The sequence below is a fragment of the Rhodoferax sp. LS1P39 genome (assembly GCF_056521425.1).
In genome coordinates this window covers 98,702-122,196 of sequence record NZ_JBWMAV010000011.1, presented here as the reverse complement: position 1 = coordinate 122,196, position 23,495 = coordinate 98,702, and the positions used below count along the sequence as shown (strand labels likewise).

Sequence of the window (23,495 nt, the reverse complement as noted above, 5' to 3'; positions counted from 1 at the left end):
TCAAGGGCAAAAGCGATTTACGAGGAGATGGGAGCCGTCGGCAAAGTCAGGTCGTGGTGCGCCTCGATCTGCACCGTGATGCGGTGCGTGAGCCACAGCACCACCAGACTGGTGGCAGCCGAGGCCAGCAGGGCCGTGGATACCGACGAATGGGTCGCCACCTGGCCCCAAAGTGCCGCCCCGGCGGCGCTGCCGCCCATGATGGCCATTTGGTAGATGGCCATGCCCCGGGCGCGCAGGCTGTTGGGCAAGACCAGTTGGGCCGACATGGTGATGGTGTTGACCACACTCAGCCACACGCCGCCCGACACCGCCAGCGCGATGCCAATCAGCCAGAAAGACGAGGTCAGCGCCACCGTGGCGGTGGCAGCCGCATACAGCACCACGCCGATTGCCACGATGCGGTCCGGCTTGGCGGCGTTGCTGATGTGCGGCATGGTCAGCCCGGTCACAATCGCGCCGATTCCCATGGAGGCCAGCAGCATGGTGTAGGTAGTTGCGTCGGCGTGCAAGGCCTTGGCGACCAGGGGCAGCAGCGCAATCAGGCCAATGGAGTGCACAAAAAACACAAAAATGCGCAATAAGATTTTCTGCATGGGCTTGGATTCGCGTACAAAAATCAGCCCACCGCGCATGGTGGCAAAGAAACCCTGGCCCCGGGTGGCGGCTTCTTCAGTCTGCGGACCGCACTTCAAAATCAACACGCAAGACACCAGCGAGAGTGCGGCATTCAGGGTAAACACCGCGCCCATGCCCATCGACGCGATCACCACCCCGGCCAGCAAAGGCCCGGCGATGCGCGACACATTGATGGCCAAAGCGTTCAGGGTCAGCGCCGAAATCAACTGCTCGCGCGGCACCAGCGTGGGCATGATGGCGGCAAACACCGGAAAGCGTATGGCCAGCCCGATGCCGTTGGCAAAGCACAGAAACAGCAGCCAATGGGCGGTCATCCAGCCGCCCGCGGCCAGTACGGCCAGGGCGATGGACACCAGCGCAATCCAGAACTGGGCAAACGCATACAGCCGCTTGCGGTTCACCAGATCGGCCAGCGCGCCGCTGGGCAGGCCCAGCAAGAACAGCGGCAGGCTGGCCGATGCCTGCACCAGGGCCACCATCATCGGCCCCTCGGTCAGCTCGGCCATCAGCCAGGCCGCGCTCACATCGTTCATCCACATCGTCATATTGCCCGCCAGCCAGGCGAGCCACAGCATGCGGAAGATGGGATTGCGCAGCGGCAGCGCCAGGGGCGACGAGGGCATGTTGGTCATTAAAATATACAAATTCTTAATAAGTGTTTATTTTAAGTGCCAATAGGCTAAGTGTGCTTGGGGTAAGCGCTACACGGTGCGCTGGCAGAAGGGTATGTTTGCTCCTTTTTTTGATACTAAAAATGAGAGCTTGTTGCGCTTGTTAAATAAGCGCTATCCGCTCATTTAATACCTAAAAAATGGCCTGAATTTTCAAAATTGCTGTTGTGAATTCGGGATCGGTTGGCATCGTTTGCAAAATGCCGCTGTCTACATTGCACTTTTACCGTGAAGGGCCTAGGGGCAATACCTGATGTACACAAACTTGAAAAGTGTTTATATTGGCGAACCTACAAAGGAGATCCACATGCTGACACAGACCAGTCCCACTCTGGCCGATGGCACCAAGGTTGCCGACCTGGTGAACGTAAAAACCCGCGAAGTGCAGATGCGAGCGCTGTCGGACCCCGAACTCTACGAGCTGGAGATGGAGCGCATCTTCGGCAAAACCTGGGTTTTGCTGGGCCACGACTCAGAAATCCCCGCCTCGGGCGACTTCATGGTGCGCGACCTGGGCTCAGACTCGGTCATCGTCTCGCGCGACAAGGCGGGCGAAGTCCATGTGCTGCTCAACGTGTGCTCACACCGCGGCATGCGCGTGTCCACGCTGGATGCGGGCAACACCCAGATCCACACCTGCATCTACCACGGCTGGGCTTTCCGCCCGAACGGTGCCTTTCTGGGCGCGCCGGTCGAAAAAGAGTGCATGCACGGCAAGATCATGACCAAGGACGAGCTGGGCTTGAAGAAAGCCCGCGTCACGCTGTACGGCGGCCTGATTTTTGCCACCTGGAACATCGATGGCCCATCGTTCGACGAGTTCCTGGGCGATGCCAAGTGGTATTACGACATCCTTTTCAAGCGCACCGACAAAGGCATGGAGGTGCTTGGCCCACCGCAGCGCTTTACTGTGCGGGCCAACTGGAAGGCTGCGGGCGAGCAATCGGCGGCCGACGGCTACCACACTCTCACGCTGCACCGCTGGCTAGGCGAAGTCGGCAACTACTCGAAGAAGGGCGACGGGGAGGGCGGTGGTGGCGACCTGAGCCCGGAAATGTACGGCGTGGAAATCAGCTCGCCGCACGGCCATGCGCTGCGCTGTATCGACCTGGGCCGCAAGATCCGCCGCATGACGGGCCTGGACCCGGATGTCCTGAGTGTCGATGAAAAGCTCAATGCGCTACCGCCCGCTGGTATGACCAAAGACATGGTTGAGCAGCTCAAGCGCAATCTCAGCCCTGAACAGCTGCAAGTGCAGACCTCGATGCCGCCGCAGGTAGGGGGCATGTTCCCCAACGTGCTGTTCGGTTTTGTCTACATCCCCCAGGCCGACGGCACCGTGGTGGGCTCCATGACCTTGCACGCCTACGTGCCCAAGGGACCAGACCGGCTTGAATTCGTCAACTGGATCTTTGCCGAAAAAGACGCACCGCCCGCGCTGCGCGAAAAGATGCTGAAGCAGACCGTGCAGTTGTTTGGCACCTCCGGCATGGTCGAGCAGGACGACTCTGACACCTGGCCGCATATGACCCTGGCCGCCAAGGGTGCCATGGGCAAGAAATCAACGCTCAAGTACCAGGCGGTATACGAAAAAGGCGCGCCCGCAGGTTGGCCCGGCCCCGGCATCGTCAACGAGGGCTTCACCAAAGACGACACGCAGTGGCACTGGTGGCTGCATTGGCGCGAACTGATGTCCGCCCCTGTCTGACCCCAACGCTACAACTTAGGAGACACCATGAGTGCAGTACAAGAACAGGCTCCAGTGGCCACTGAAGTCCCCACGCAACGCGTACCCATAGGCTCGCCCGTCTACAACCAGATTCTGGAATTCCTGTACGACGAAGCCTGCATGCTCGACGAGATCCGGCTGAAAGACTGGGTGGCCACCCTGGCCGAAGACCTGGTCTACACCGCGCCGCTGCGCCAGACCCGGCCCCTGGCCAACCAGGCCGCCAGCATCATCCGCACGGTACAGCATTACCACGACGATTACCGCTCGATCATGGGCCGCGCCATGCGGCTCACCGGCACCAAGAGTGCCTGGGCCGAAGACCCACCGTCGCGTACGCGCCGCATGGTCACCAACGTGCTGGTGCGCACCGGCGCAGCCCCGGATGAGTACCAAGTGCAAAGCAATCTGCTGATCACCCGCAGCCGCTTCAACTTCGACGAGTTCGACCTGATCAGCGGCGTGCGCCAGGACGTGCTGCGCGTCAGCGGCAATAGCTTCAAGTTGGCCCGCCGCGAAATCCTGCTGGACCAGGCTGTGCTGGGCACGCCGAACCTGGCGATCTTCTTGTAGGTTCAAACTTGGCAGAAATAAAGAGCGCTCCCGATGGGAGCGTTTTTTTGGATGGGACGGGGTGGGACGGGCGCTGGGTACCAGAGCAGTGGTTTTCTGCACCACTCTACTATCTAGGCAAGTTAACATAATATACATCGTATAAAGTAATAATAGCTCTGTAACCGCCAAGTTTCCGGCCTCATTTCCCTTGCCCGCGCAAGGTGTGTCGCGAACAAAATGCTCGTGAATGCTATCTAAAAAATAGCTGCTTGTGCTTTGATCACGAGCACAGGAGGCAGTTTTTATATGTTTTTCGGACGAATGCTGGGTGGTGGTGTCTGTAACTTGGGATTGCACTTGTGTCAGATGTCCCTATATCCCATTGTCTAACGGGATGTCCGCTACGGCCCGTGGGCTGCGCTATAGGCCTTATAGTCGGGCTAAAACTACAAATTGACACACTCAGAGTCGCAATGAGCCTGCCCCCACGATGACGACCCAGTCTTCCCGAAGCCGTCCTGGCGCTGTCCATGCATGGGTGGTGGCGGGCCTGGTTTTTGTGGTCACCGCCTGTGGGGCGGCGCTATTGGTGTGGAACATGGAACAACGCCGTCTGCAAAGCGAGCGTGCCCGAGTGGACAGTATCGTGGCGGACCGGGCCCACGCAATCCAAAGCATGGTGGAGCGGGCGCTGTCCAGCACCTACGCGCTGTCGGCCATGGTGCACCAGGCGGGAGGGCAATTCTCGAATTTCGAAGGTGTTGCCAGCGAAATGCTGCCTCTGTATCCCGGGGTGACTACCTTGGGCCTGTCGCCGGGCGGCATCGTCCGCCAGGTGGTGCCGCTGGCCGGTAACGAGGCCAGCATAGGCTTCAACCAGCTCAAGGACCCGGTCCAGGGCAAGGAGGCCAACCGCGCCGTGGAAACCGGTAAGCTGACGTTGGCGGGGCCGCTGAACCTGGTGCAGGGCGGTCTGGGCGTGGTGGGCCGTTTGCCCGTGTATCTACCGAATTTTCCGCAAGCAGATGCCAGCCCCTTGGCCGCGAATTTCTGGGGCTTTGTGTATGTGGTGATTCGGCTGCCGGAGGCACTGGCGAGCAGCGGTGTGGCGCAACTGACGGACCAGGGAGTCGCTTATGAGCTGTGGCGCCTACAGCCTGACAGCCAGCGGCGGCAAACCATCGCTATGTCGGGCACCCAGCCACTGGACAACACCGTGGACCGGGAGGTACTGGTGCCCAACGGGCGCTGGGTGCTGAGTGCCGCGCCCATCCAGGGCTGGGGCGATCCGGCCGGGTTGGCGTTCAAGGCGGCCTTGGGTCTGCTCTTCAGCACCCTGTTGGGCTGGGCGGCCCATCTGCTGATGCAGCTCAAGCGCCAGGAACAGAATCTGGAAGCCCAGGTTGCCGAGCGCACCTACGAAATCTCATCCACCCAAAACAAGCTGCAGGCTACGCTGGATGCCATACCTGACCTGATGTTCGAGCTTGGCCTGGATGGCACGGTGTACGACTGCCGCAGGCCCCCTGCCCTGCTGCTGGACATTCGGCCCGAACACTACCTGGGGCGCAAAGCCGCAGAGTTGCTGCCCCCGGATGCCGCCCGCACGGTGGAAGCTGCCTTGACAGAGGCGCAACAGACGGGACGATCGGAAGGCGGCCAGGTCGAGCTGCCGTTTGTCCAGGGGCTGCAGTGGTTTGAAATTTCGGTGGCCCGCAAAACCCCTTTGGACCGGCCCGACCAGGATGACCCGCGTTTCATTCTGCTGGCCCGCAACATCACACAGCGGGTGCAGACGGATCTGGACCTGCGCATCGCCGCCACGGCGTTCAACGCTCAGAGCGGCATGGCGGTGACCGACGCGCAGCGCCGCATCCTGCGCTGTAATTCAGCATTTACCCAGATCACGGGTTACGCCGAGGCCGACGTGCAGGGGCAAAGTCTGAACATTCTCAACTCGGGCCGCCATCCACGCGAGTTTTACCAGGCCATGTGGGACAGCGTGGACGGCACCGGCACCTGGCGTGGTGAAGTGTGGAACCGGCGGAAAAACGGCGACATCTACCCCGACTCGCGCAGCACCACCGCCGTCAGGGACCACCACGGCAAGATCACGCACTACGTCAACACATTCAATGACATTACCCAGCGCAAGGCTGCCGAGGAGGAAATCAACCAACTGGCTTTCTACGACCCGTTGACCCATTTGCCGAACCGCCGCCTGCTGGTGGACCGGCTACGCCAAGCCCTGGCACTGGGCGTGCGCAGCCACCACTTTGGCGCGCTGCAGTTCATTGACCTCGACAACTTCAAAGCCCTGAACGACAGTCTGGGCCATGACATGGGGGACTTGCTGCTGCAGCAGGTGGCCACCCGCCTGGCCGAATGCGTGCGCGCCACCGATACCGTGGCACGCCTGGGCGGAGACGAGTTCGTGGTGCTGCTGACGCAGCTCAGCGCCGACCGCGATGAGGCCGCTGCCCAGGCCGAGGTGGTGGGTGAAAAGATGCGCGATGCCATCACCCGACCCTATCTGTTGGAAACCCATGAACACCAGTTGTCGGCCAGCCTGGGCATCGCCCTGTTCCAGGGCACGGGTGCCAGCATTGACGAATTGCTCAAACAGGCCGACCTGGCCATGTACCAGGCCAAGGCGGCCGGGCGTAACACGCTGCGCTTTTACGACCCCCAGATGCAGGCGGTGGTGAACACCCGCGTGGCGCTGGAGGCCGACATACGCCGCGCGCTGCTGCTGCAGCAGTTCCAGCTGTACTACCAGTTGCAGGTGGACGGCCTGGGAATGTCGGTGGGGGCCGAAGCGCTGTTGCGCTGGCCCCACCCGGTGCGCGGCATGGTGCCACCCAACGAATTCATCCCCCTGGCCGAGGACACCGGCCTGATCCTTCCGCTAGGCCACTGGGTACTGCGGCAAGCGTGCAGCCAGCTCCATCTCTGGAGCCTGCAGCCCCACACCCGGCACCTTACGCTGGCGGTGAACGTCAGCGCCCGGCAGTTCCGCCAGCCCGACTTTGTGGCATCGGTGCTGGAGGTGCTGGAATCCACCGGGGCCCCGGCGCGCTTGCTGAAGCTGGAGCTGACCGAGAGCCTGCTGGTCAATGATGTCGAGGAAACCATCGCTAAAATGCGCTCGCTCAAGGCCCAGGGTGTAGGCTTCTCGCTGGACGACTTTGGCACCGGCTACTCGTCCCTGTCCTACCTGAAACGCCTGCCGCTGGAGCAGCTAAAAATCGACCAATCTTTTGTGCGCGACCTTCTGACCGACCCCAACGATGCGGCCATTGCCCGCACCGTCATTGCCCTGGGCCACAGTCTGGGGCTGGCGGTGATCGCCGAAGGCGTGGAAACCGAGGCACAGCGCGGCTTCCTTGCGGCCCAGGGCTGTGATGCCTACCAGGGCTATCTGTTCAGCCGCCCGCTGCCGGTGGCTGCCTTCGAGGAATGGTTTCATCGCCAGGAGCAGGTGCCATCGGCAGAGTTGGCGTACTTTCCCGTCATCTGACCTCCCATGCCCAAGACACTCAAGCTGATCCTGCTGTCCCTGCGCGACCTGGTGGTTTCTGCCGGACCGGTGGTCTTCATCGTGATCGGTGCGCTGGCCGCCGCCTACTGGTACCTGGACCCCCAACCACCCAAAACCGTCACCCTGGCCACCGGCCCGGACGGAAGCGCGTACGCCGAGTTCGGCCAACGTTACGCCAGTGCGCTCAAAGCCAATGGCATTGACGTGATCCTCAAATCCACCGATGGCGCAGCAGACAACCTGCAAATGCTGCGCAGCGGCGAAGCCGACCTGGGCTTTGTGCGCGGCGGCAGCGCCGACCCGGTGGCCGACGACGAAGCGGGCCTGATGTCTTTGGGCAGCCTTTTCTACGAACCTCTCTGGCTGTTCTACCGTGGCGACGCAGCCCGCAAGATCGACCCCGCCACTGGCACGCTGACCGCCCTGCCCCAGTTGAAAACGCTGCGCATCAATATCGACAAGCAAGGCAGCGGCGTACCCGACATCGTGGAAAAGATGTTCAAGGCCAACCACATCGAGGCCCGCACCCTGCGGCTGTCGAACCTGGAGCCGGGGCCCGCCGTGGCGGCGCTGCTGGCGGGAAAATTGGACGTGGTGGTGCTGGCATCGGCCCCCCAGTCGCCGCTGGTGCAGCGCCTGTTGCGTGCCCGCGGTATCCAGCTGATGGACTTCGGCCAAAGCGATGCCTATGCCCGGCGTTTTGCCTTTCTCTCGGCCGTGACGCTGCCGCGCGGCGTGGTCGATCTGGCGGCCGACATGCCACCAAGCGACGTGTCGATGTTGGCCGCCACCACTTCGCTGATCTCCAGTGACCGTACCCACCCGGCCCTGCGCCAGCTCTTCGCCCAGAGTGCGCAAACCGTGCACAGCGGCGCGGGCTGGTTCAACCGCGCGCGCGACTTCCCCAACACCCGCACCAGCGAGCTGCCGGTCAGCCCCGAGGGTGACCGCGCCATCAACGGCACGCCGCCGTTCTGGCAGCGTTACCTGCCCTTCTGGGCCAGCAACCTGATCGAGCGCATGTGGCTGGTGCTGGGTGGCTTGCTGGTGCTGATGTTGCCTTTGAGCAAGATCGTGCCGCCGCTGTACCAGTTCCGGGTGCGCAGCCGGGTGTTTCGCTGGTACGCCCGCCTGCGCGAGATCGAAACCAAGGTTGATGCCCGCAGCGGCGACCGTGATGCTCTGTTGGACGAACTGGACGAACTCGACCGCGTCACCCACCGCATCACCGTGCCCCTGTCGTACACCGACGAGCTCTACGCCCTGCGCAACAACATTGAAGCGGTGCGCAGGCGGCTGCTGGCGAGCTGGCCGAAGGAACCATCCCCTTAAAAAAAACGGCCCGTGGATACGGGCCGTTTTTGATTACTTCAGCGCCTTGTAGCGCATGCGTTTGGGCTTGGCCCCCTCTTCGCCCAGGCGCTTCTTCTTGTCGGCTTCGTACTCTTGGTAGTTGCCGTCGAAGAAGGTCCACTGGCTGTCGCCCTCGGCGGCCAGGATGTGGGTGGCGATACGGTCCAGGAACCAGCGGTCATGGCTGATGACCAGCATGGTGCCCGCGAATTCCAGCAGCGCGTCTTCCAGGGCGCGCAGGGTTTCCACGTCCAAGTCATTCGATGGCTCATCCAGCATCAGCACGTTGCCGCCCGCAATCAGGGTCTTGGCCAGGTGCAAGCGGCCGCGTTCACCACCGGAGAGCATGCCTACCTTCTTTTGCTGGTCGGCACCGTTGAAGTTGAAACGGCCACAGTAGGCGCGGCTGGCCATCTGGAACTTGCCCACGTTCAAAATATCGAGGCCGCCCGACACGTCTTCCCAGACGGTTTTGTCGTTCGCCAGGTCGTCGCGGTGCTGGTCCACAAAGGCCATCTTGACGGTCTGGCCGATCTTCACTTCGCCCGAATCGGCCTTTTCCTTGCCCGCGATCAGCTTGAACAGCGTGGATTTACCCGCACCGTTGGGGCCGATGATGCCGACGATGGCACCGGCAGGGATCTTGAAGCTCAGGTTGTCGATCAGCACGCGGTCGCCAAAGGACTTGGTGACGTTGGTGAACTCGATCACTTCATGGCCCAGGCGGTCGGCCACGGGGATGAAGATTTCGTTGGTTTCGTTGCGCTTCTGGTATTCGAAGTCGCTCAGTTCCTCGAAGCGGGCCAGACGGGCCTTGCTCTTGGCCTGGCGGGCCTTGGGGTTCTGGCGCGACCATTCCAGTTCCTTCTTCAAGGCCTTGGCACGGGCTTCTTCGCCCTTTTGCTCGGCTTCCAGGCGTGCGCCCTTTTGCGTCAGCCAATCCGAGTAATTGCCTTTGTACGGAATGCCGGAGCCCCGGTCCAGTTCCAGAATCCACTCGGCCGCGTTGTCCAGGAAGTAGCGGTCATGGGTGATGGCCACCACGGTGCCGGAATAGCGCTGCAGAAATTGCTCCAGCCAGTCCACCGATTCGGCATCCAAGTGATTGGTTGGCTCATCCAGCAGCAGCATGTCGGGCTTGCTCAGCAGCAGGCGGCACAGCGCCACGCGGCGCTTTTCACCACCGGACAGCACACCCACCACGGCATCCCATGGTGGCAGACGCAGCGCGTCGGCGGCGATTTCCAGCTGGTGCTCGGAGTCGGTACCGGCGGTGGCGATGATGGCTTCCAGCTCGGCCTGTTCGGCGGCCAGGGCATCAAAGTCGGCGTCTTCTTCGCCGTAGGCGGTGTAGACCTCTTCCAGGCGGGCCTTGGCCGAGAACACCTTGCCCATGGCGGCTTCCACGCTTTCGCGCACCGTCTGAGTCGGGTCCAGCTGGGGTTCCTGGGGCAGGTAGCCAATGTTCAGGCCGGCCATGGGCTGGGCTTCGCCTTCGATTTCCTTGTCCAACCCGGCCATGATCTTGAGCAAGGTGGACTTGCCCGAGCCGTTGGTACCCAGCACGCCGATCTTGGCGCCAGGGAAGAAGCTGAGCGAAATGTCTTTGAGAATGTGGCGCTTGGGCGGCACGATCTTGCCGACGCGGTTCATGGTAAATACGTACTGGGCCATCTTTTGGGGTGTGAAGTTGCTGAAAAAATCTGCCGAAACGGGTCGGGCGAACGCCGATTATCCCAGCATGCGACAATCCACAGGTTGCGGCATTCCAATTGGCTGCAACGCCAGCACTTCGCTGGGGGCCAAAACCAAGATAAACCCTCTTGTTTTGCGTCCATTTTTAAAAAAATGTCTGCCTTTGATTGGTGCCCGTTTTCACAACGCGGGCGATAGGCCAGGCTTCCAAGCGCCCAGGACGGGCGCACAAAAATGAACTTTGAAGAACTGAATCTGGCCCCGGCCATTCTGAAGGCCGTGCAAGAGCAAGGCTATACCGAGCCCACCCCCATCCAAGCCCAGGCCATTCCGGTCGTGCTGGCCGGGCACGATCTGCTCGGCGGTGCGCAAACCGGCACCGGCAAAACGGCAGCGTTCACCCTGCCCCTGCTGCAGCGCCTGACCGAGAGCGCTCCGGCAACCAACAAATTTGGTGGCAAGGGCATCCGTGCCCTGGTGCTCACCCCCACCCGCGAACTCGCCGCCCAGGTAGAAGAGTCGGTGCAAACCTACGGTAAATACCTGGAGCTGAGCTCCACCGTGATCTTTGGTGGCGTGGGCATGAACCCGCAAATCACCAAGGTCAAAAAAGGCGTGGACATTCTGGTGGCCACCCCCGGTCGCCTGCTGGACTTGATGCAGCAGGGCGTACTGGACCTGGGCCAGGTGCAGATCCTGGTGCTGGACGAAGCCGACCGCATGCTCGACATGGGCTTCATCCATGACGTGAAAAAAGTGCTGGCCGCCGTGCCCCGCGACAAGCAAAGCCTGCTGTTCTCGGCCACCTTCAGCGATGAAATCCGCGATCTGGCCGCCACCCTGCTGAAGAACCCGCAAAGCGTGCAGGTCACACCCCGCAACACCACCGTGCAGCGCATCACCCAGGTGATCCACCCGGTTGGCCGCGGCAAGAAAAAGGCCTTGCTGGCCCACATCATCCAGGAGCACAACTGGAGCCAGGTGCTGGTGTTCACCCGCACCAAGTTCGGTGCCAACAACGTGGCCGAATTCCTGGAAAAGAACGGCATCACCGCGATGGCGCTGCACGGCAACAAGAGCCAGTCCGCCCGCACCCAGGCCCTGCAAGGCTTCAAGAGCGGCGATGTGCGCGCCCTGGTGGCCACCGACATCGCGGCCCGCGGTATCGACATCGACGACCTGCCGCACGTGGTCAACTACGAAATTCCCAACGTCTGCGAAGACTATGTGCACCGCATTGGCCGTACCGGTCGCGCCGGTGCCGAAGGCGCTGCCGTCAATCTGGTGTGCCTGGACGAAGAAGGCTTCATGCAGGACATCGAACGCTTCACCAAGCAAGAAATTGCCGTTCAAGTCATCGAAGGGTTCATGCCCGAGCCCAATGAGCGTGCCGAACCCATTGCCATGGGTCGCCAGACGATCTGGGGCGGTGCCGGCAAGCCACCAAGCCGCGACGTGATGCAGGCGGCTGCCAAAGCCGCCCGTACCGAAATGCTGCAGCGCGTGCGCGACAGCAAGGGTGCCAACGGCGGCGACGGCGCTGGCCGTGGCAACGGTGGCGGTTCGCGCGGCAATGCGCCACGCAGTGCTCCACGTCCCCCACAGGGCGACGGCATGGCGCCCCGCCCCCAAGGTGCGCGCCCCCCCCAGGGTGGCCGTGGTGGCCGTCCTGGCGGCCCCGGCGGCGCACGCACCGGTGGCGGCGGCTATGGCGGTGGGAATGGTGGCGGATACGGTGGCGGCAACAGCTACGGTGGTAACGGAAATGGCAATGGCGGCGGCTACGGCGGCGGTGCCCAGCCCGACCACACCCGCTCCGCCTCCATGGGCGGCCAGGGCCCTGCGCCCCGCCCGGCCCAAGGCGGCCAGCCTGACCCGATGCGCACCAGCGTAGACAGCATGCTCGACCGCGGTCGCCGTGGCGGCTTCGGCGGCGGCAACCGCAATGGCGGTGGTGGCGGCGGTTACGGTGGTGGCAATGGCGGCGGGAACGGTGGCGGCGGCTTCGGCGGTGGCCGCAGCGGTGGCGGCGGTTCTCGCGGCCCCGGCGGCCCACGCGGTTCGTTCGGCCGTTGATTTAAGCGTTTTAGGCCGCTTGCGCTTATTCCATAAGCGTGAGCAGCTATCAAATCAGGAGTTAGTCAATCTCCTACCCTGGCGCATGGCATTCGGCATGCGCCTTTTTTGTGGGCGTTTATTTTTACAATCCACGCTCTTCCCCACCCCTTGCAAAAGAACACCATGCGACTCCTCCACACCATGCTGCGCGTTGGCAACCTGCAGCGCTCCATCGACTTCTACACCCAGGTTCTGGGCATGCAGCTGTTGCGCATGTCGGAAAACACCGAATATAAATACACCCTGGCCTTCGTCGGCTATGGCAGCAACCCCGACCATGCCGAGCTGGAGCTGACCTACAACCACGGCGTGGACAGCTATGAGCTCGGCACCGCTTACGGCCACATCGCCCTGGCCGTGCCCGATGCCTATGCCGCCTGCGAAAAAATCAAGGCAGCCGGTGGCCAGGTCACCCGCGAAGCCGGTCCGGTCAAGGGCGGCACCACGGTGATTGCCTTTGTGACGGATCCCGACGGCTACAAGATCGAGCTGATCCAGCGCGCCGAACACGCGGGCGGCTCCGGCATCTAAAGCGTCCCCTATTTGGAGGACGAAGCACCCACCCGGTGTCTTGACACTCCCCAAGCGCCGGGCGGACCATGGTTTCTTTTTGAGGAGACACCATGGCTACCAAAAAAGCTGTTCCCATCGCCACCAAATCCAAGGCCTTGTCGCTGCACCTGGGGCTGAACGCCGTCAGCGCAGCGGCCTACTCGGGCTGGACCGGGCCGCTGGCGGCCTGCGAATTCGATGCCAACGACATGGCCGCCCTGGCCAAGGCGCAGAGCATGCGGCCCACGGTGCTGCTCACCAAACAGGCCACCCGCGCCAAGTTTTTAACCGCCTTGCGCAGCGCCGCCAAAGCCCTGGTGGCGGGCGATTTGTTCTTCCTGACCTACTCGGGCCACGGCGGGCAGGTGACCGACATCAATGCCGATGAACCCGACGGCAAGGACGAAACCTGGTGCCTGTTTGACGGCCAGATCATCGACGACGAGCTGTACTTCGAATACAGCAAGTTTGCCGCCGGGGTGCGCATCCTGGTGCTGTCCGACAGCTGCCACAGCGGTACGGCAGTCAAGGCTACGCCCTTTGAGCCCGGCTCGCGGGCCATGCCGCTGGGGGTAGCTTTGCGCGTTGACCGCGACCACCAGGCGTTTTACAAAAAACTGCAGGAAGACGTGGCCAAGGCCGCAGCCGGCCAGATCGCCGACCCCGACGCCGCCCTGTCGCAGGTGACCGTCAGCAACCGCCTGACCGGCGTGGTGAGTCAGTTCAAACCGTCATTGGTGCTGGTGTCGGGCTGCCAGGACAACCAGACCTCGATGGACGGCGCGAACAACGGCGCGTTCACCGAGCAGGTGCTCAGGGTGTGGGCCAACGGCACATTCAAGGGCACCTACCGCCAGTTCCACACCAAGGTGCGCGCAGGCCTGCCGCCCACCCAGTCGCCCAACCTGTTCACTCTGGGCAAGGCGGGTAAGTTCTTGGCGCAGAAACCGTTTACGGTGTGAAAAAAAAGCGCCTCATAAGGCGCTTTTTCTTTTAGGCCTTTTTCTTCAAGGCCGCTGTGTCCAGACAGAGCTGGGTAATCCGCCCCCAGTCGCCTGCCAACATGGCATCGGTGGGCACGATCCACGAGCCGCCGACGCACACCACGTTGGGCAGCGCCAAAAATTCAGGCGCATTTTGCAGCGTCACGCCGCCGGTGGGGCAAAACTTCACGTCGAAGAACGGGCCGCTCCAGGCTTTGAGCATGGCAGGTCCTCCGGCTTGCATGGCGGGGAAGAACTTCAGCTCGGTGAAGCCATCTTCCTGGGCCATCATGATTTCGCTACCGGTGGCCACGCCGGGCAACAGGGCCAGGCCCGCATCGCGGCAGGCCATACCCACGGTGCGGGTGTAGCCGGGGCTCACGCCAAACAGCGCGCCCGCCTTGGCGGCGGCTTGCGCGTCGGCGGCGCTGCGGATGGTGCCTGCGCCGATGACGGCATCGGGCACTTCCTTGGCGATGCGCTCAATGCACTCCAGTGCCTGCGGGGTGCGCAGCGTGACTTCCAGCATGCGGATGCCGCCAGCGACCAGGGCGCGCGCCAAAGGCACGGCGTGGGCCACATCGTTGAGCACGATGACCGGAATCACCGGTGCGTCTTGCATGACTTGCAGGGCCGTCCAACGGCCAGTGTGGTTGCTTAGACCCATGTGAGAGCTCCTTGTTCAGCAGTGAGGGCATTGCGGCGCATGCCGGAGAAAAGTTCGCGGCCCATACCGAAGGCGTTCGAGGCGCGCAGGGCTGCGGGCATGGTGGCCAGCGGGCGGGCGGCCCACTCGGCATCCGGCACCAGGGCCTGCAGCGTACCGGCCACGGCATCCAGGCGCACCACGTCGCCGTCCAGCAGCTTGGCCAGCGGGCCACCGGCCAGGGCTTCGGGGGACACATGGATGGCGGCAGGCACCTTGCCGGATGCTCCGCTCATGCGGCCATCGGTGACCAGGGCCACGCGGTAGCCTTTGCCTTGCAATACGGCCAGCGGTGGGGTGAGTTTGTGCAGCTCGGGCATGCCGTTGGCTTGCGGGCCTTGCCAGCGCACCACGCAGACCACGTCGCGGTTGAGCTCGCCCGCGTTGAAGGCCAGGTGCAGGGCTTCTTGCGAGTCGAACAGGCGGATGGGCGCTTCGATGATGTGGCGGTCGTCCGGCACGGCGGACGCCTTGATCACGCTACGGCCCAGGTTGCCCTGCAGCAGTTTCAGGCCGCCGGTGGGGCTGAACGGGTTGGCTGCGGGGCGCACGATGGTGTCGTCTTTCGACTCGCCTACGGTGGTCCAGGTGAGTGCATCGCCTGCCATCGAGGGCACACCGGTGAATTCGCGCAGGCCGCCTGGGCGCACGGTGAGCACGTCGGCGTGCATGAAGCCTGCGTCCAGCAGCTCGCGGATCACGAAGCCCGGGCCGCCAGCGGCCTGGAATTCGTTCACGTCGGCCTTGCCGTTGGGGTACACGTGCGACAGCGTGGGCACTACGTCCGACAAAGCGCTGAAGTCGTCCCAGTCGATGACGATGCCCGCCGCCGCGGCCACGGCCACCCAGTGGATCAGGTGATTGGTGGAGCCGCCGGTGGCCAGCAAGGCGACCATGGCGTTGACGATACAGCGCTCGTCCACCACCTGGCCGATGGGGGCAAAGCGCCGGGCTTTCACGTCGGCCAGCACGGTGCGGGTGGCTTCGCGGGTGAGTTCGTCGCGCAGCGCGCCGCCGGGGGCCACAAAGGCGGTGCCGGGCACATGCAGGCCCATGGCTTCGAGCAGCATCTGGTTGCTGTTGGCGGTGCCGTAGAAGGTGCAGGTGCCGGGGGCGTGGTAGGCGGCGGATTCGGCCTTGAGCAGCTCGTCACGGCCCACCAGGCCCTGGGCGGCCTGTTCGCGCACTTTGGATTTGGCGCTGTTCGACAGGCCCGACGGCATGGGGCCCGCAGGCACAAACACGGTGGGCAAATGGCCGAACTGCAGCGCGCCGATCAACAGGCCGGGCACGATCTTGTCGCACACGCCCAGCATCAAGGCGGCATCGAACATGTCGTGGCTCAAGGACACGGCGGTGGCCATGGCGATCACGTCGCGGCTGAACAGGCTGAGCTCCATGCCCGGCGTGCCCTGGGTTACGCCGTCGCACATGGCCGGTACGCCACCGGCCACCTGGGCCGTGGCACCGTGCAGGCGGGCTTCGGCCTTGACGATGTCGGGGTAGGTTTGCAGCGGCGCGTGGGCCGACAGCATGTCGTTGTAGGCGGTGACGATGCCGATGTTCAGGGCCTTCTCGGTGACCACCTTGAACTTGTCGTTGTTCGGCATACCGGCAAACGCGTGGGCCACGTTGGCGCATCCCATGCGCTCTGCCCCCGGTTTGCGCTGGGCCGCAGCGTCCAGGCGTTCTAGATAAGCGCTGCGGCTGGGGCCGCTACGCGCACGAATGCGGTCTGTGACCGCCGCTACCGTGGGGTGGAGTGTCATGGTCTTTTGGTAACTAAATTACAGCCGCCATGGTACTCCGTAACCGCGTGGCTGGGCTGCCTGGGAGTTACCAGTAGGGTACGAAAGACCCTCGGGAAAACGCTAGGTTGCTATGTTTTTTGGATATAAAAACCATAGCTTCTCACGCTTATTCAATAAGCGGTAGCCGTGGTTTACAGGCCTGAAAAATGGCCTGAAATTGAGATATCAGTCGCTCCAGCAAAACCGGTTGCGTCCCCGCTGCTTGGCCAGGTACAACTGCTGGTCGCTTTGTTCCAGCAATCCGTCCGGCACCACACCGCTGGCGGGCAATTTCACCGAGGTGCCGCCCAGGCTGATGGACAGATGCGGGCCGACCAGCGATTTCTCATGCGGAATGTGCAGGCTCTCCACCGCCTTGCGGGCCATCTCGGCGCAGACCTGGCCGCCCTTGGCATCGGTATGCGGCAGGAACATCACGAACTCCTCGCCGCCGTAGCGGGCCATCAGGTCGGTTTCGCGCTTCAAGGTCTTGTGCACCGCACCGGCCACCTGGCGCAGCACCCGGTCGCCGCCGCTGTGGCCGTAGTGGTCGTTGTAGAGCTTGAAGTGGTCCACGTCCAGCAGGATCACCGACACATACTGTCCCGGTGGCCAGCGCAGTTGCAGGGCCTGCTCCAGGCGGCGGCGATTCGGCACTTCGGTCAGGCCATCCACCAGGGCCAGGCGCTCCAGCAGGCGGCGGTGCGATACGGCTTCGGCGTGGTTGCGCACCCGCGCCCGCACGATGGGCGCATGGAAGGGCTTGGTGATGTAGTCCACCGCACCCAGCAGCAGGCCTTTTTCCTCGTCGGCCATGCTGTCCAGGGCCGAGATGAAGATCACCGGAATGTGGCGGGTCTCGTCCTGGCTTTTCAGGGTGCGCAGCACCTGGTAGCCGTCCATGCCGGGCATCACCACGTCGAGCAGCACGATGTCGGGCTTGTGGCGGGCGGCCAGCGACAGGGCCATTTCACCGCTTTTGGCCAGCACCACGGTGTAGTCGTCCTTCAGCACCTCGGCCAGCAGGCCCCGGTTGCTGGGCTCGTCGTCCACCACCAGGATTTTGGGGCGCTCGGTGGTCATGGTGCCACGCCTTCGGTCAACAATTTTTGCAGCAGGAACTGCGCCCGCACGATGGCCGGGCCGTATTCCACCTCTTCCACCAGGCGCACCAGTTCTGCCACGGCCACGGCATGCGCGCTGGCCTGGGTGCCCCGCTGCAAGGCGTGCACCTGCTCCAGGCTCAGGGCATCGTCTTGCCGCAGGCTCATCAGCAGGTGCTGGACCGCCTGGATGGTGTCAAAAGGCTGGGTGGGTGGTGCGGGGGCCGGTTCCTCTGTGGCCACGCCATTCAAGGCCGCCAGCACCGCGTCCAGCGCCAGCAGAAAAGGCGTGACTTCGGCCGGGCCGGGCAGATGCACGCGGGCGGCCACCTCCACCGCGCGGGCGGCATCGGCCAAGGCCTGCGCACCAATGCCCAGGGCATTGGCCTTGAGGGTGTGGGCCAGGCGGTAGATGTCTTCGCGCTTGCCTGCGGCCAGCCACTCCTGCACCAGCAGCGCCGCGCCGCCGTATTCGCTGGCGAAGCCGCGCAGCACGCTCAGGTAGAAAGGCTTGCGTCGCATGTGGTGGGCCAGACCCTTGTCGGTGTCGATGCCGCAGGCCTGCAGGCGGGCGAAGAGGTCGTTCACGCTGGGCGGCTCCAGGGGCATGGGTTGGGTCATGGACGGGGCCACGGACGGCACGAAGTCTTCTGCGGCGCTGCCTGGCGGGTGTGGCAGCCAGCGCACCAGCAGGGCAAACAGTTGCTCGGGATCAATCGGCTTGGTCAGGTGGTCGTTCATGCCGGACTGCAGGCTGAGCTCGCGGTCGCCACTCATGGCGTGGGCGGTCATGGCAATGATGGGCAACTGGGCATACCGGGGATCGGCGCGCAGTTGCCGGGTGGCGCTGATGCCGTCGAGTTCGGGCATCTGGATGTCCATTAGCACCAGGTCGTAGGGCTTGGCCTGCACCATGGCCACGGCTTCGACCCCGTTGGCCGCCACATCGGCCCGGATGCCCACCTCGGCCAGAAACTCCAGTGCCACCTGGCGGTTCAGCGGGCTGTCCTCGGCCAGCAGGATGCGGGCAGCGCGCTGGCGTAGCAGCTCCACCGGTTTGACCAGGTCTTTCACCCGCTCCTGCCTGCGCTGGCGCATGGTGTTGCTGCCCATCAGCGATTCGACGATGGCATCGTGCAGTGTGGATTCGCTGACGGGCTTGGTCAGCACCTGGTCGATGCCCACAGCGGCAGCCTCGGAGCCCAGGCTGTCGTGGCTGTAGGCGGTGACCATCAAGATCGCCATCGGGGCATCGGTCTGGGTGTCGCGGCCAATGTGGCGGGCGGTTTCCACCCCGTCCATGTCCGGCATATTGCTGTCCAGCAGCAGCAGCGCGTAGGGATCGACACCGTCCTGGGCGTTGCGGATCATGGCCAGGCCCTGTTCGCCGGAAGCCGCGCTGTCCGGGCGCATACCCATCTGGGCCAGCATGCTGGTGAGCACCTCGCGGGCCAGGGCGTTGTCATCCACCACCAGGGCGCGGGCCTGGTGCAGGCCGTCCACCACCGGGCAGCTTTGGCCATCGCCTTCGATGCGGGTGTCCAGGCCCAGCGGCAGGGTGAAGCTGAAGGTACTGCCCTGCCCCAGCACGCTGTCGACCTGCATGGTGCCGCCCATCAGCTCCACCAGCTCCTTGCAAATCACCAGGCCCAGGCCGGTACCGCCGTATTTGCGCGAGATGGAGTCGTCTTCCTGGGTAAATGGCTCAAACAGCTTGCCCAGGCGCTCGGGGGCGATGCCTACCCCGCTGTCTATCACGCTGAAGCACATGCGTGCCTGGTGCGGGGTGCGGCTTTCGCAGTGCACCCGCAGCACCACCTCGCCGCGCTCGGTGAACTTCACCGCGTTGGTGGCGAGGTTGATGATGACCTGGCCCAGGCGCAGCGCATCGCCCACCAGGTGGCGGGGCACGTCGGGGGCCACCTCGTACAGCAGTTCCAGTCCTTTGGACTGGGCGCGCAGCGACACCACGCTGGAAACACTCTTGAACACGTCGGGCAGGCGGAACGGAATGTGCTCCAGCGCCATGCGGCCGGCTTCGATCTTGGAGAAGTCCAGCACGTCGTTGATGATGTCCAGCAGCGACTCGGCCGAGGTGAGGATCTTCTCCAGGTAGTCGCGCTGCTTGGGGTTGAGATCGGTTTTCAGGGCCAGGCGGCTCATGCCCATGACGGCATTCATGGGGGTGCGGATTTCATGGCTCATGCGGGCCAGAAAGCTCGATTTGGCGGCATGGGCCTTGCGGCTGTCTTCGATGGCCTGCGCCAGTTGCTGGGTGCGGGCTTCGACCTTGCGCTCCAGGGTGTCGCTGTTTTCGTCCACCTGGCGGGCCATGGTGCGAAAGGTGTGTGCCAGCATGCCGATTTCGTCGCGCCGCCCGGTGGGCAGGTCCACCGCACCGCTGGCCACCGCGTGGTAGTCGCCCGCTGCCACCCGGCGCGAGGCCTGCTCAAAGTCCTGCAGGGGTTGCACCACCTTGCGCCGCAGCACCAGGTACAAGGCCAGTAATTCCAGCACCAGCGCCACCACGCTCAAGCCCAGGATGAACACCGCCGTCTCCCGCGCGGTGGTGGTCAGCAGCGACTTGGGGTAGACGGTGACAAACCACCAGTTCGGCCCCTCCAGCCGCTCCACCGCCAGAAACGCGTCGTTGGCGGTATCGTCCAGCAGCGCGCCATTCGGGCCACCGGGGGGCAAAGCGGCCTGCAGCTGCGCGTACATGCTGGACAGCACCGGGTCGCCCAGCTTCTGCACCTCCAGCACACCCTTGGCTGCATCCATTTCCTGGATCTTGTCGGGGTGGGCCACCAGGCGACCGTCCGGGCGGATGATGAAGTTCTTGGCCCCGGTGAGGTGGTCGTCAAACACCCGTTTGAACACCGCGTTGAGCAAGATGTCCTGCCCCAGGGTGGCCAGGTGGCGGCCTTCCAGGTCCACCGGGGCCTCGGCCGATACCATCCACTCGTTGGCCGTGGGGTCAAAGTACATGCCGGTCCACACGGTAGCGCGGCTGGGGTTGCTGGCGGGGGTGGCAATCTGCATCCACTCCTCTTGCGCCATGTCCAGCCCGGCTTCGGCGTTCAGGCCCCAGGGCAGGCCCGGCCAGTAGACGATGTTGAAGTTTTCCGGCGAATGCACATACACATTGGCAAAGCGGTTCACCCAGGCCGGGCCAAACCGGTCCAACAGCCTCCAGGACAGTACCAGCCGTTTGCGCAGGTCGGCATCCAGCAGCTCCACCGGGATGCCCGCAAATCCGCTGATGTTGCGGCTCAGGGTGCCGTCTACCCGCGCCAGGCCCTCGAACGCGGCGCGGCGCAACCGGGTGGAGCCGTCGGGCACGGTCTCGTACAGCTTGTCAAAGTCGGCATCCGACACCGGCCCCATGCTGCGGTAATCCTCCAGAAACTGGTGTTTCAGCACGTCCAGGTTGTCCATGGCCAGCTTGAAGACCGCACCTTCCTTGGCGCCGCGCTCGGCAATGTATTTGCGCAGCTTGTCCTGCGTCTCTTGTGTGAGGGTGTGGACGATATGGAAGTACGACAGCAAGGTGACGGCCACCACCACCGCCGTGATGCGCAGCGACATCTGCAGCAGCGTGCGCATGGTGAGGGAATCGCGCAGACGGATAGGCGCATCCTGCTGGCGGTCCAGGTGTGAATCCTGTGGGGCGGATGCAGGGTTCATGGGTTTCCAGCCATCGGGGCATTCCAGTCGCGGAGTGAATGCAACTGTGTTAATTGCAACAATAGGTTAACGGAGGTTGTCCCGCTTCGTCAATGTGCCGCGGCACCAGTAGGGCTTTGTTCAGCGGCACAATCGCACCATGAGCCTATCCAATACCGCACTTGCCGACCTGCGCAAAAGCTATGAACGCGCCGAACTCAACGAAGAAGCCTCGCACAGCGACCCACTGCAGCAATTCAGCCAGTGGCTGGAAGAAGCCATCAGTGCCCAGGTGCCTGAGCCCAACGCCATGACCCTGGCCACCGTAGGCCACGACCTGCGCCCTTCCACCCGTATCGTGCTGGTCAAGGGTTTTGATGCACGCGGCATCACCTGGTACACCAACTACGACAGCCGCAAAGGCCAGGAGCTGGCGGGCAATCCGTTTGCGGCCCTGCAGTTCCACTGGGTGGAACTGGAGCGCGTGGTGCGCATCGAAGGCCGGGTGAGCAAGCTGAGCGACGAAGAAAGCGATGCCTACTTCCACAGCCGCCCGCTGGATTCGCGCATTGGGGCCTGGGCCTCGCCGCAGTCGCAGGTGATCTCGGGGCGCGGGGTGCTGGTGGCCAACGCGGCCAAGTTCGGAGCCAAATTTATGCTCAACCCGCCGCGCCCGCCGCACTGGGGTGGCTACCGGCTGGAGCCGGACAACTGGCAATTCTGGCAGGGCCGCAAAAGCCGCCTGCACGACCGGCTTCGCTACACATTAAATAGCGGCTCATGCTGGCTGCGTGAGCGCTTGGCTCCATAAACGCACATAAAATCGCAGCATGTCTTCTGTCCGGCCCCTGTCTCCTAAGCCCGTTCCGTGGCTGGTTCCGGGAGAGGCGTTTCCGCCGGTCAGCCAGGCCTGGGGGGCGGCAGACCCGGCCCCGGGCCTGCTGGCCGCGGGCGGCGCGCTGGATGTGGACAGCCTGCTGCTGGCCTACCGGCACGGCATTTTCCCGTGGTTCAGTACCGGCCAGCCGATTCTGTGGTGGAGCACCGACCCGCGCATGGTGCTCAAGGTGGATGCCTTTCGCCTGCACCGGTCTTTACGCAAAACCATAGCTAACTTCGCAAGAGGGACAAGCACAGAGGTGCGATTTGACACGCAATTCTCCGAGGTGATCCGGGCCTGCTCGGGCAGCCCGCGTCCCGGCCAGTCGGGCACCTGGATCGTGGCCGACATGGTGCGGGCCTACGAGGCGCTGCACCAGGCGGGTTATGCGCACAGCGTAGAAACCTGGGTCGACGGGCAACTGGTGGGCGGGCTGTACTGCGTGGCCATAGGCACCGCGGTGTTTGGCGAGTCGATGTTCACCCGGGTGCCCGATGCCTCGAAGATCGCACTGGCAGCGTTGGTGTGTTTTTGCCGCGTCCACGGCATTCCCCAGGTAGATTGCCAGCAAAATACGGCCCACCTGGCATCGCTGGGCGCGCGCGAAATACCCCGGTCGGTGTTTTGCGCGCAGGTCGATATCCAGGCCGCGCTACCAGGCCCGGTATGGCAGTTCGACCCCCGCTACTGGACCGCTCTGCAACCCCAACCGCTGGCTACCCCGTGACCCATCTCACCGACCTGCCCCTGCAAACCCTGCAGTTTTACGCTACAGCGCCCTACCCTTGCAGCTACCTGCCCGAGCGGCAGGCCCGCTCCCAAGTGGCCACGCCCAGCCATTTAATCCAGACCGACACCTATTCCGAGCTGGTGCGCGGCGGTTTCCGGCGCAGCGGCCTGTTTACCTACCGCCCCTACTGCGACGGCTGCCAGGCCTGCATGCCCTTGCGGGTGCAGGCCGCCCGCTTCAAGCCCGACCGCAGCCAGCGGCGCGCCAAGGCACAGCACAGCAGCTTGCAAGCCCGTGTGCTGCACCTGGGATTCATGCCGGAGCACTACCAGCTCTATCTGCGCTACCAGAATGGCCGCCACGCGGGCGGCGGCATGGACCAGGACAGCGTGGACCAGTACACCCAGTTTCTGCTGCAAAGCCGGGTCGATTCGCGGCTGGTGGAGTTTCGCGAAACCCTGGAAGACGGCACGCCCGGCGCGCTCAAGATGGTCTCCATTCTGGATGTGCTGGACGACGGCCTGTCTGCCGTCTACACCTTTTACGAGCCCGATGAGCGTGCCAGCTACGGCACCTACAACGTGCTGTGGCAGATCGAGCAGGCCCAGCATTTGGGTCTGCCTTACGTCTACCTGGGCTACTGGATCGCCCAAAGCCCGAAGATGCTGTACAAGGCCCGCTTCACGCCCCACGAGGTCCTGCGTGATGGCATCTGGACCTCCGCTTGAGCCTGTCGATTTCACATCATGCAATTCGGCATTTCACAAGGTAAGATGCGGCACAT

The 23,495-nt window shown here is 63.5% G+C and carries 16 protein-coding genes; 10 read left to right on the top strand and 6 right to left on the bottom strand.

Going from position 1 to position 23,495, the window contains the following annotated elements; translation table 11 throughout:
• Window positions 1–17: 17 nt before the first annotated feature.
• Entirely contained in the window at window positions 18–1,262 is a 1,245-nt protein-coding gene (locus AC097O_RS17235; RefSeq protein ID WP_479594131.1) for an MFS transporter, read from the bottom strand.
• A 355-nt stretch (window positions 1,263–1,617) separates the two neighbouring features.
• Between AC097O_RS17235 and AC097O_RS17230 the strand changes: the two genes are divergently transcribed.
• From AC097O_RS17230 to AC097O_RS17215, 4 genes are all read left to right on the top strand, one after another.
• Entirely contained in the window at window positions 1,618–3,018 is a 1,401-nt protein-coding gene (locus tag AC097O_RS17230) for an aromatic ring-hydroxylating dioxygenase subunit alpha (protein WP_479594130.1), read from the top strand.
• A 27-nt stretch (window positions 3,019–3,045) separates the two neighbouring features.
• Window positions 3,046–3,612 (top strand): 3-phenylpropionate/cinnamic acid dioxygenase subunit beta, encoded by a 567-nt coding sequence (locus AC097O_RS17225; RefSeq protein ID WP_315242907.1) that lies wholly within the window; start codon window positions 3,046–3,048, stop codon window positions 3,610–3,612.
• A gap of 472 nt (window positions 3,613–4,084) precedes the next feature.
• Window positions 4,085–7,114: a bifunctional diguanylate cyclase/phosphodiesterase gene (locus tag AC097O_RS17220; protein ID WP_479594129.1), complete on the top strand. Its 3,030-nt coding sequence runs from the start codon at window positions 4,085–4,087 to the stop codon at window positions 7,112–7,114.
• Window positions 7,115–7,120: 6 nt separating this feature from the next.
• A complete protein-coding gene (locus AC097O_RS17215; protein WP_479594128.1) occupies window positions 7,121–8,467 on the top strand; it encodes a TAXI family TRAP transporter solute-binding subunit in 1,347 nt (448 codons plus the stop codon).
• 33 nt (window positions 8,468–8,500) lie between these two features.
• On the opposite strand, the gene ettA is transcribed toward AC097O_RS17215, so the two are convergent.
• Window positions 8,501–10,162, bottom strand: coding sequence for an energy-dependent translational throttle protein EttA (gene ettA, locus AC097O_RS17210; protein ID WP_479594127.1), 1,662 nt, complete (start codon window positions 10,160–10,162; stop codon window positions 8,501–8,503).
• 255 nt (window positions 10,163–10,417) lie between these two features.
• On the opposite strand from ettA, the gene AC097O_RS17205 reads away from it, so the two are divergent.
• The 3 genes from AC097O_RS17205 (at window position 10,418) to AC097O_RS17195 (ending at window position 13,815) form a co-directional block, all read left to right on the top strand.
• The gene (locus AC097O_RS17205; RefSeq protein ID WP_479594126.1) at window positions 10,418–12,259 is read left to right on the top strand and encodes a DEAD/DEAH box helicase; all 1,842 of its coding nucleotides are present in this window, start codon (window positions 10,418–10,420) and stop codon (window positions 12,257–12,259) included.
• A 165-nt stretch (window positions 12,260–12,424) separates the two neighbouring features.
• Entirely contained in the window at window positions 12,425–12,832 is a 408-nt protein-coding gene (gene gloA / locus AC097O_RS17200; protein WP_479594125.1) for a lactoylglutathione lyase, read from the top strand.
• 92 nt (window positions 12,833–12,924) lie between these two features.
• Window positions 12,925–13,815, top strand: coding sequence for a caspase family protein (locus AC097O_RS17195; RefSeq protein WP_479594124.1), 891 nt, complete (start codon window positions 12,925–12,927; stop codon window positions 13,813–13,815).
• A 31-nt stretch (window positions 13,816–13,846) separates the two neighbouring features.
• Here the strand turns inward: AC097O_RS17195 and eda are convergent, their stop codons facing one another.
• The 4 genes from eda to AC097O_RS17175 all read right to left on the bottom strand — a co-directional run bounded on the left by eda (window position 13,847) and on the right by AC097O_RS17175 (window position 21,122).
• Window positions 13,847–14,503, bottom strand: coding sequence for a bifunctional 4-hydroxy-2-oxoglutarate aldolase/2-dehydro-3-deoxy-phosphogluconate aldolase (gene eda / locus AC097O_RS17190; RefSeq protein WP_315184622.1), 657 nt, complete (start codon window positions 14,501–14,503; stop codon window positions 13,847–13,849).
• Window positions 14,494–16,311: a phosphogluconate dehydratase gene (edd, locus tag AC097O_RS17185; protein WP_479594123.1), complete on the bottom strand. Its 1,818-nt coding sequence runs from the start codon at window positions 16,309–16,311 to the stop codon at window positions 14,494–14,496. The genes eda and edd overlap by 10 nt, the downstream gene beginning before the upstream one ends.
• A gap of 207 nt (window positions 16,312–16,518) precedes the next feature.
• Window positions 16,519–17,415, bottom strand: a complete 897-nt coding sequence (locus AC097O_RS17180; protein WP_479594122.1) for a diguanylate cyclase domain-containing protein — start codon at window positions 17,413–17,415, stop codon at window positions 16,519–16,521.
• Window positions 17,412–21,122 (bottom strand): response regulator, encoded by a 3,711-nt coding sequence (locus AC097O_RS17175; protein ID WP_479594121.1) that lies wholly within the window; start codon window positions 21,120–21,122, stop codon window positions 17,412–17,414. Before AC097O_RS17175 ends, AC097O_RS17180 begins: the two co-directional genes overlap by 4 nt.
• A 139-nt stretch (window positions 21,123–21,261) precedes the next feature.
• Between AC097O_RS17175 and pdxH the strand changes: the two genes are divergently transcribed.
• Genes pdxH through AC097O_RS17160 form a run of 3 tightly spaced genes read left to right on the top strand, consistent with a single transcriptional unit; the run spans window position 21,262 to window position 23,439 of the window.
• Window positions 21,262–21,912 (top strand): pyridoxamine 5'-phosphate oxidase, encoded by a 651-nt coding sequence (gene pdxH, locus AC097O_RS17170; RefSeq protein WP_479594120.1) that lies wholly within the window; start codon window positions 21,262–21,264, stop codon window positions 21,910–21,912.
• A gap of 19 nt (window positions 21,913–21,931) precedes the next feature.
• Window positions 21,932–22,708: a leucyl/phenylalanyl-tRNA--protein transferase gene (aat, locus tag AC097O_RS17165; protein ID WP_479594119.1), complete on the top strand. Its 777-nt coding sequence runs from the start codon at window positions 21,932–21,934 to the stop codon at window positions 22,706–22,708.
• The gene (locus AC097O_RS17160) at window positions 22,705–23,439 is read left to right on the top strand and encodes an arginyltransferase (RefSeq protein WP_479594118.1); all 735 of its coding nucleotides are present in this window, start codon (window positions 22,705–22,707) and stop codon (window positions 23,437–23,439) included. The genes aat and AC097O_RS17160 overlap by 4 nt, the downstream gene beginning before the upstream one ends.
• The last annotated feature ends 56 nt before the right edge of the window (window positions 23,440–23,495 follow it).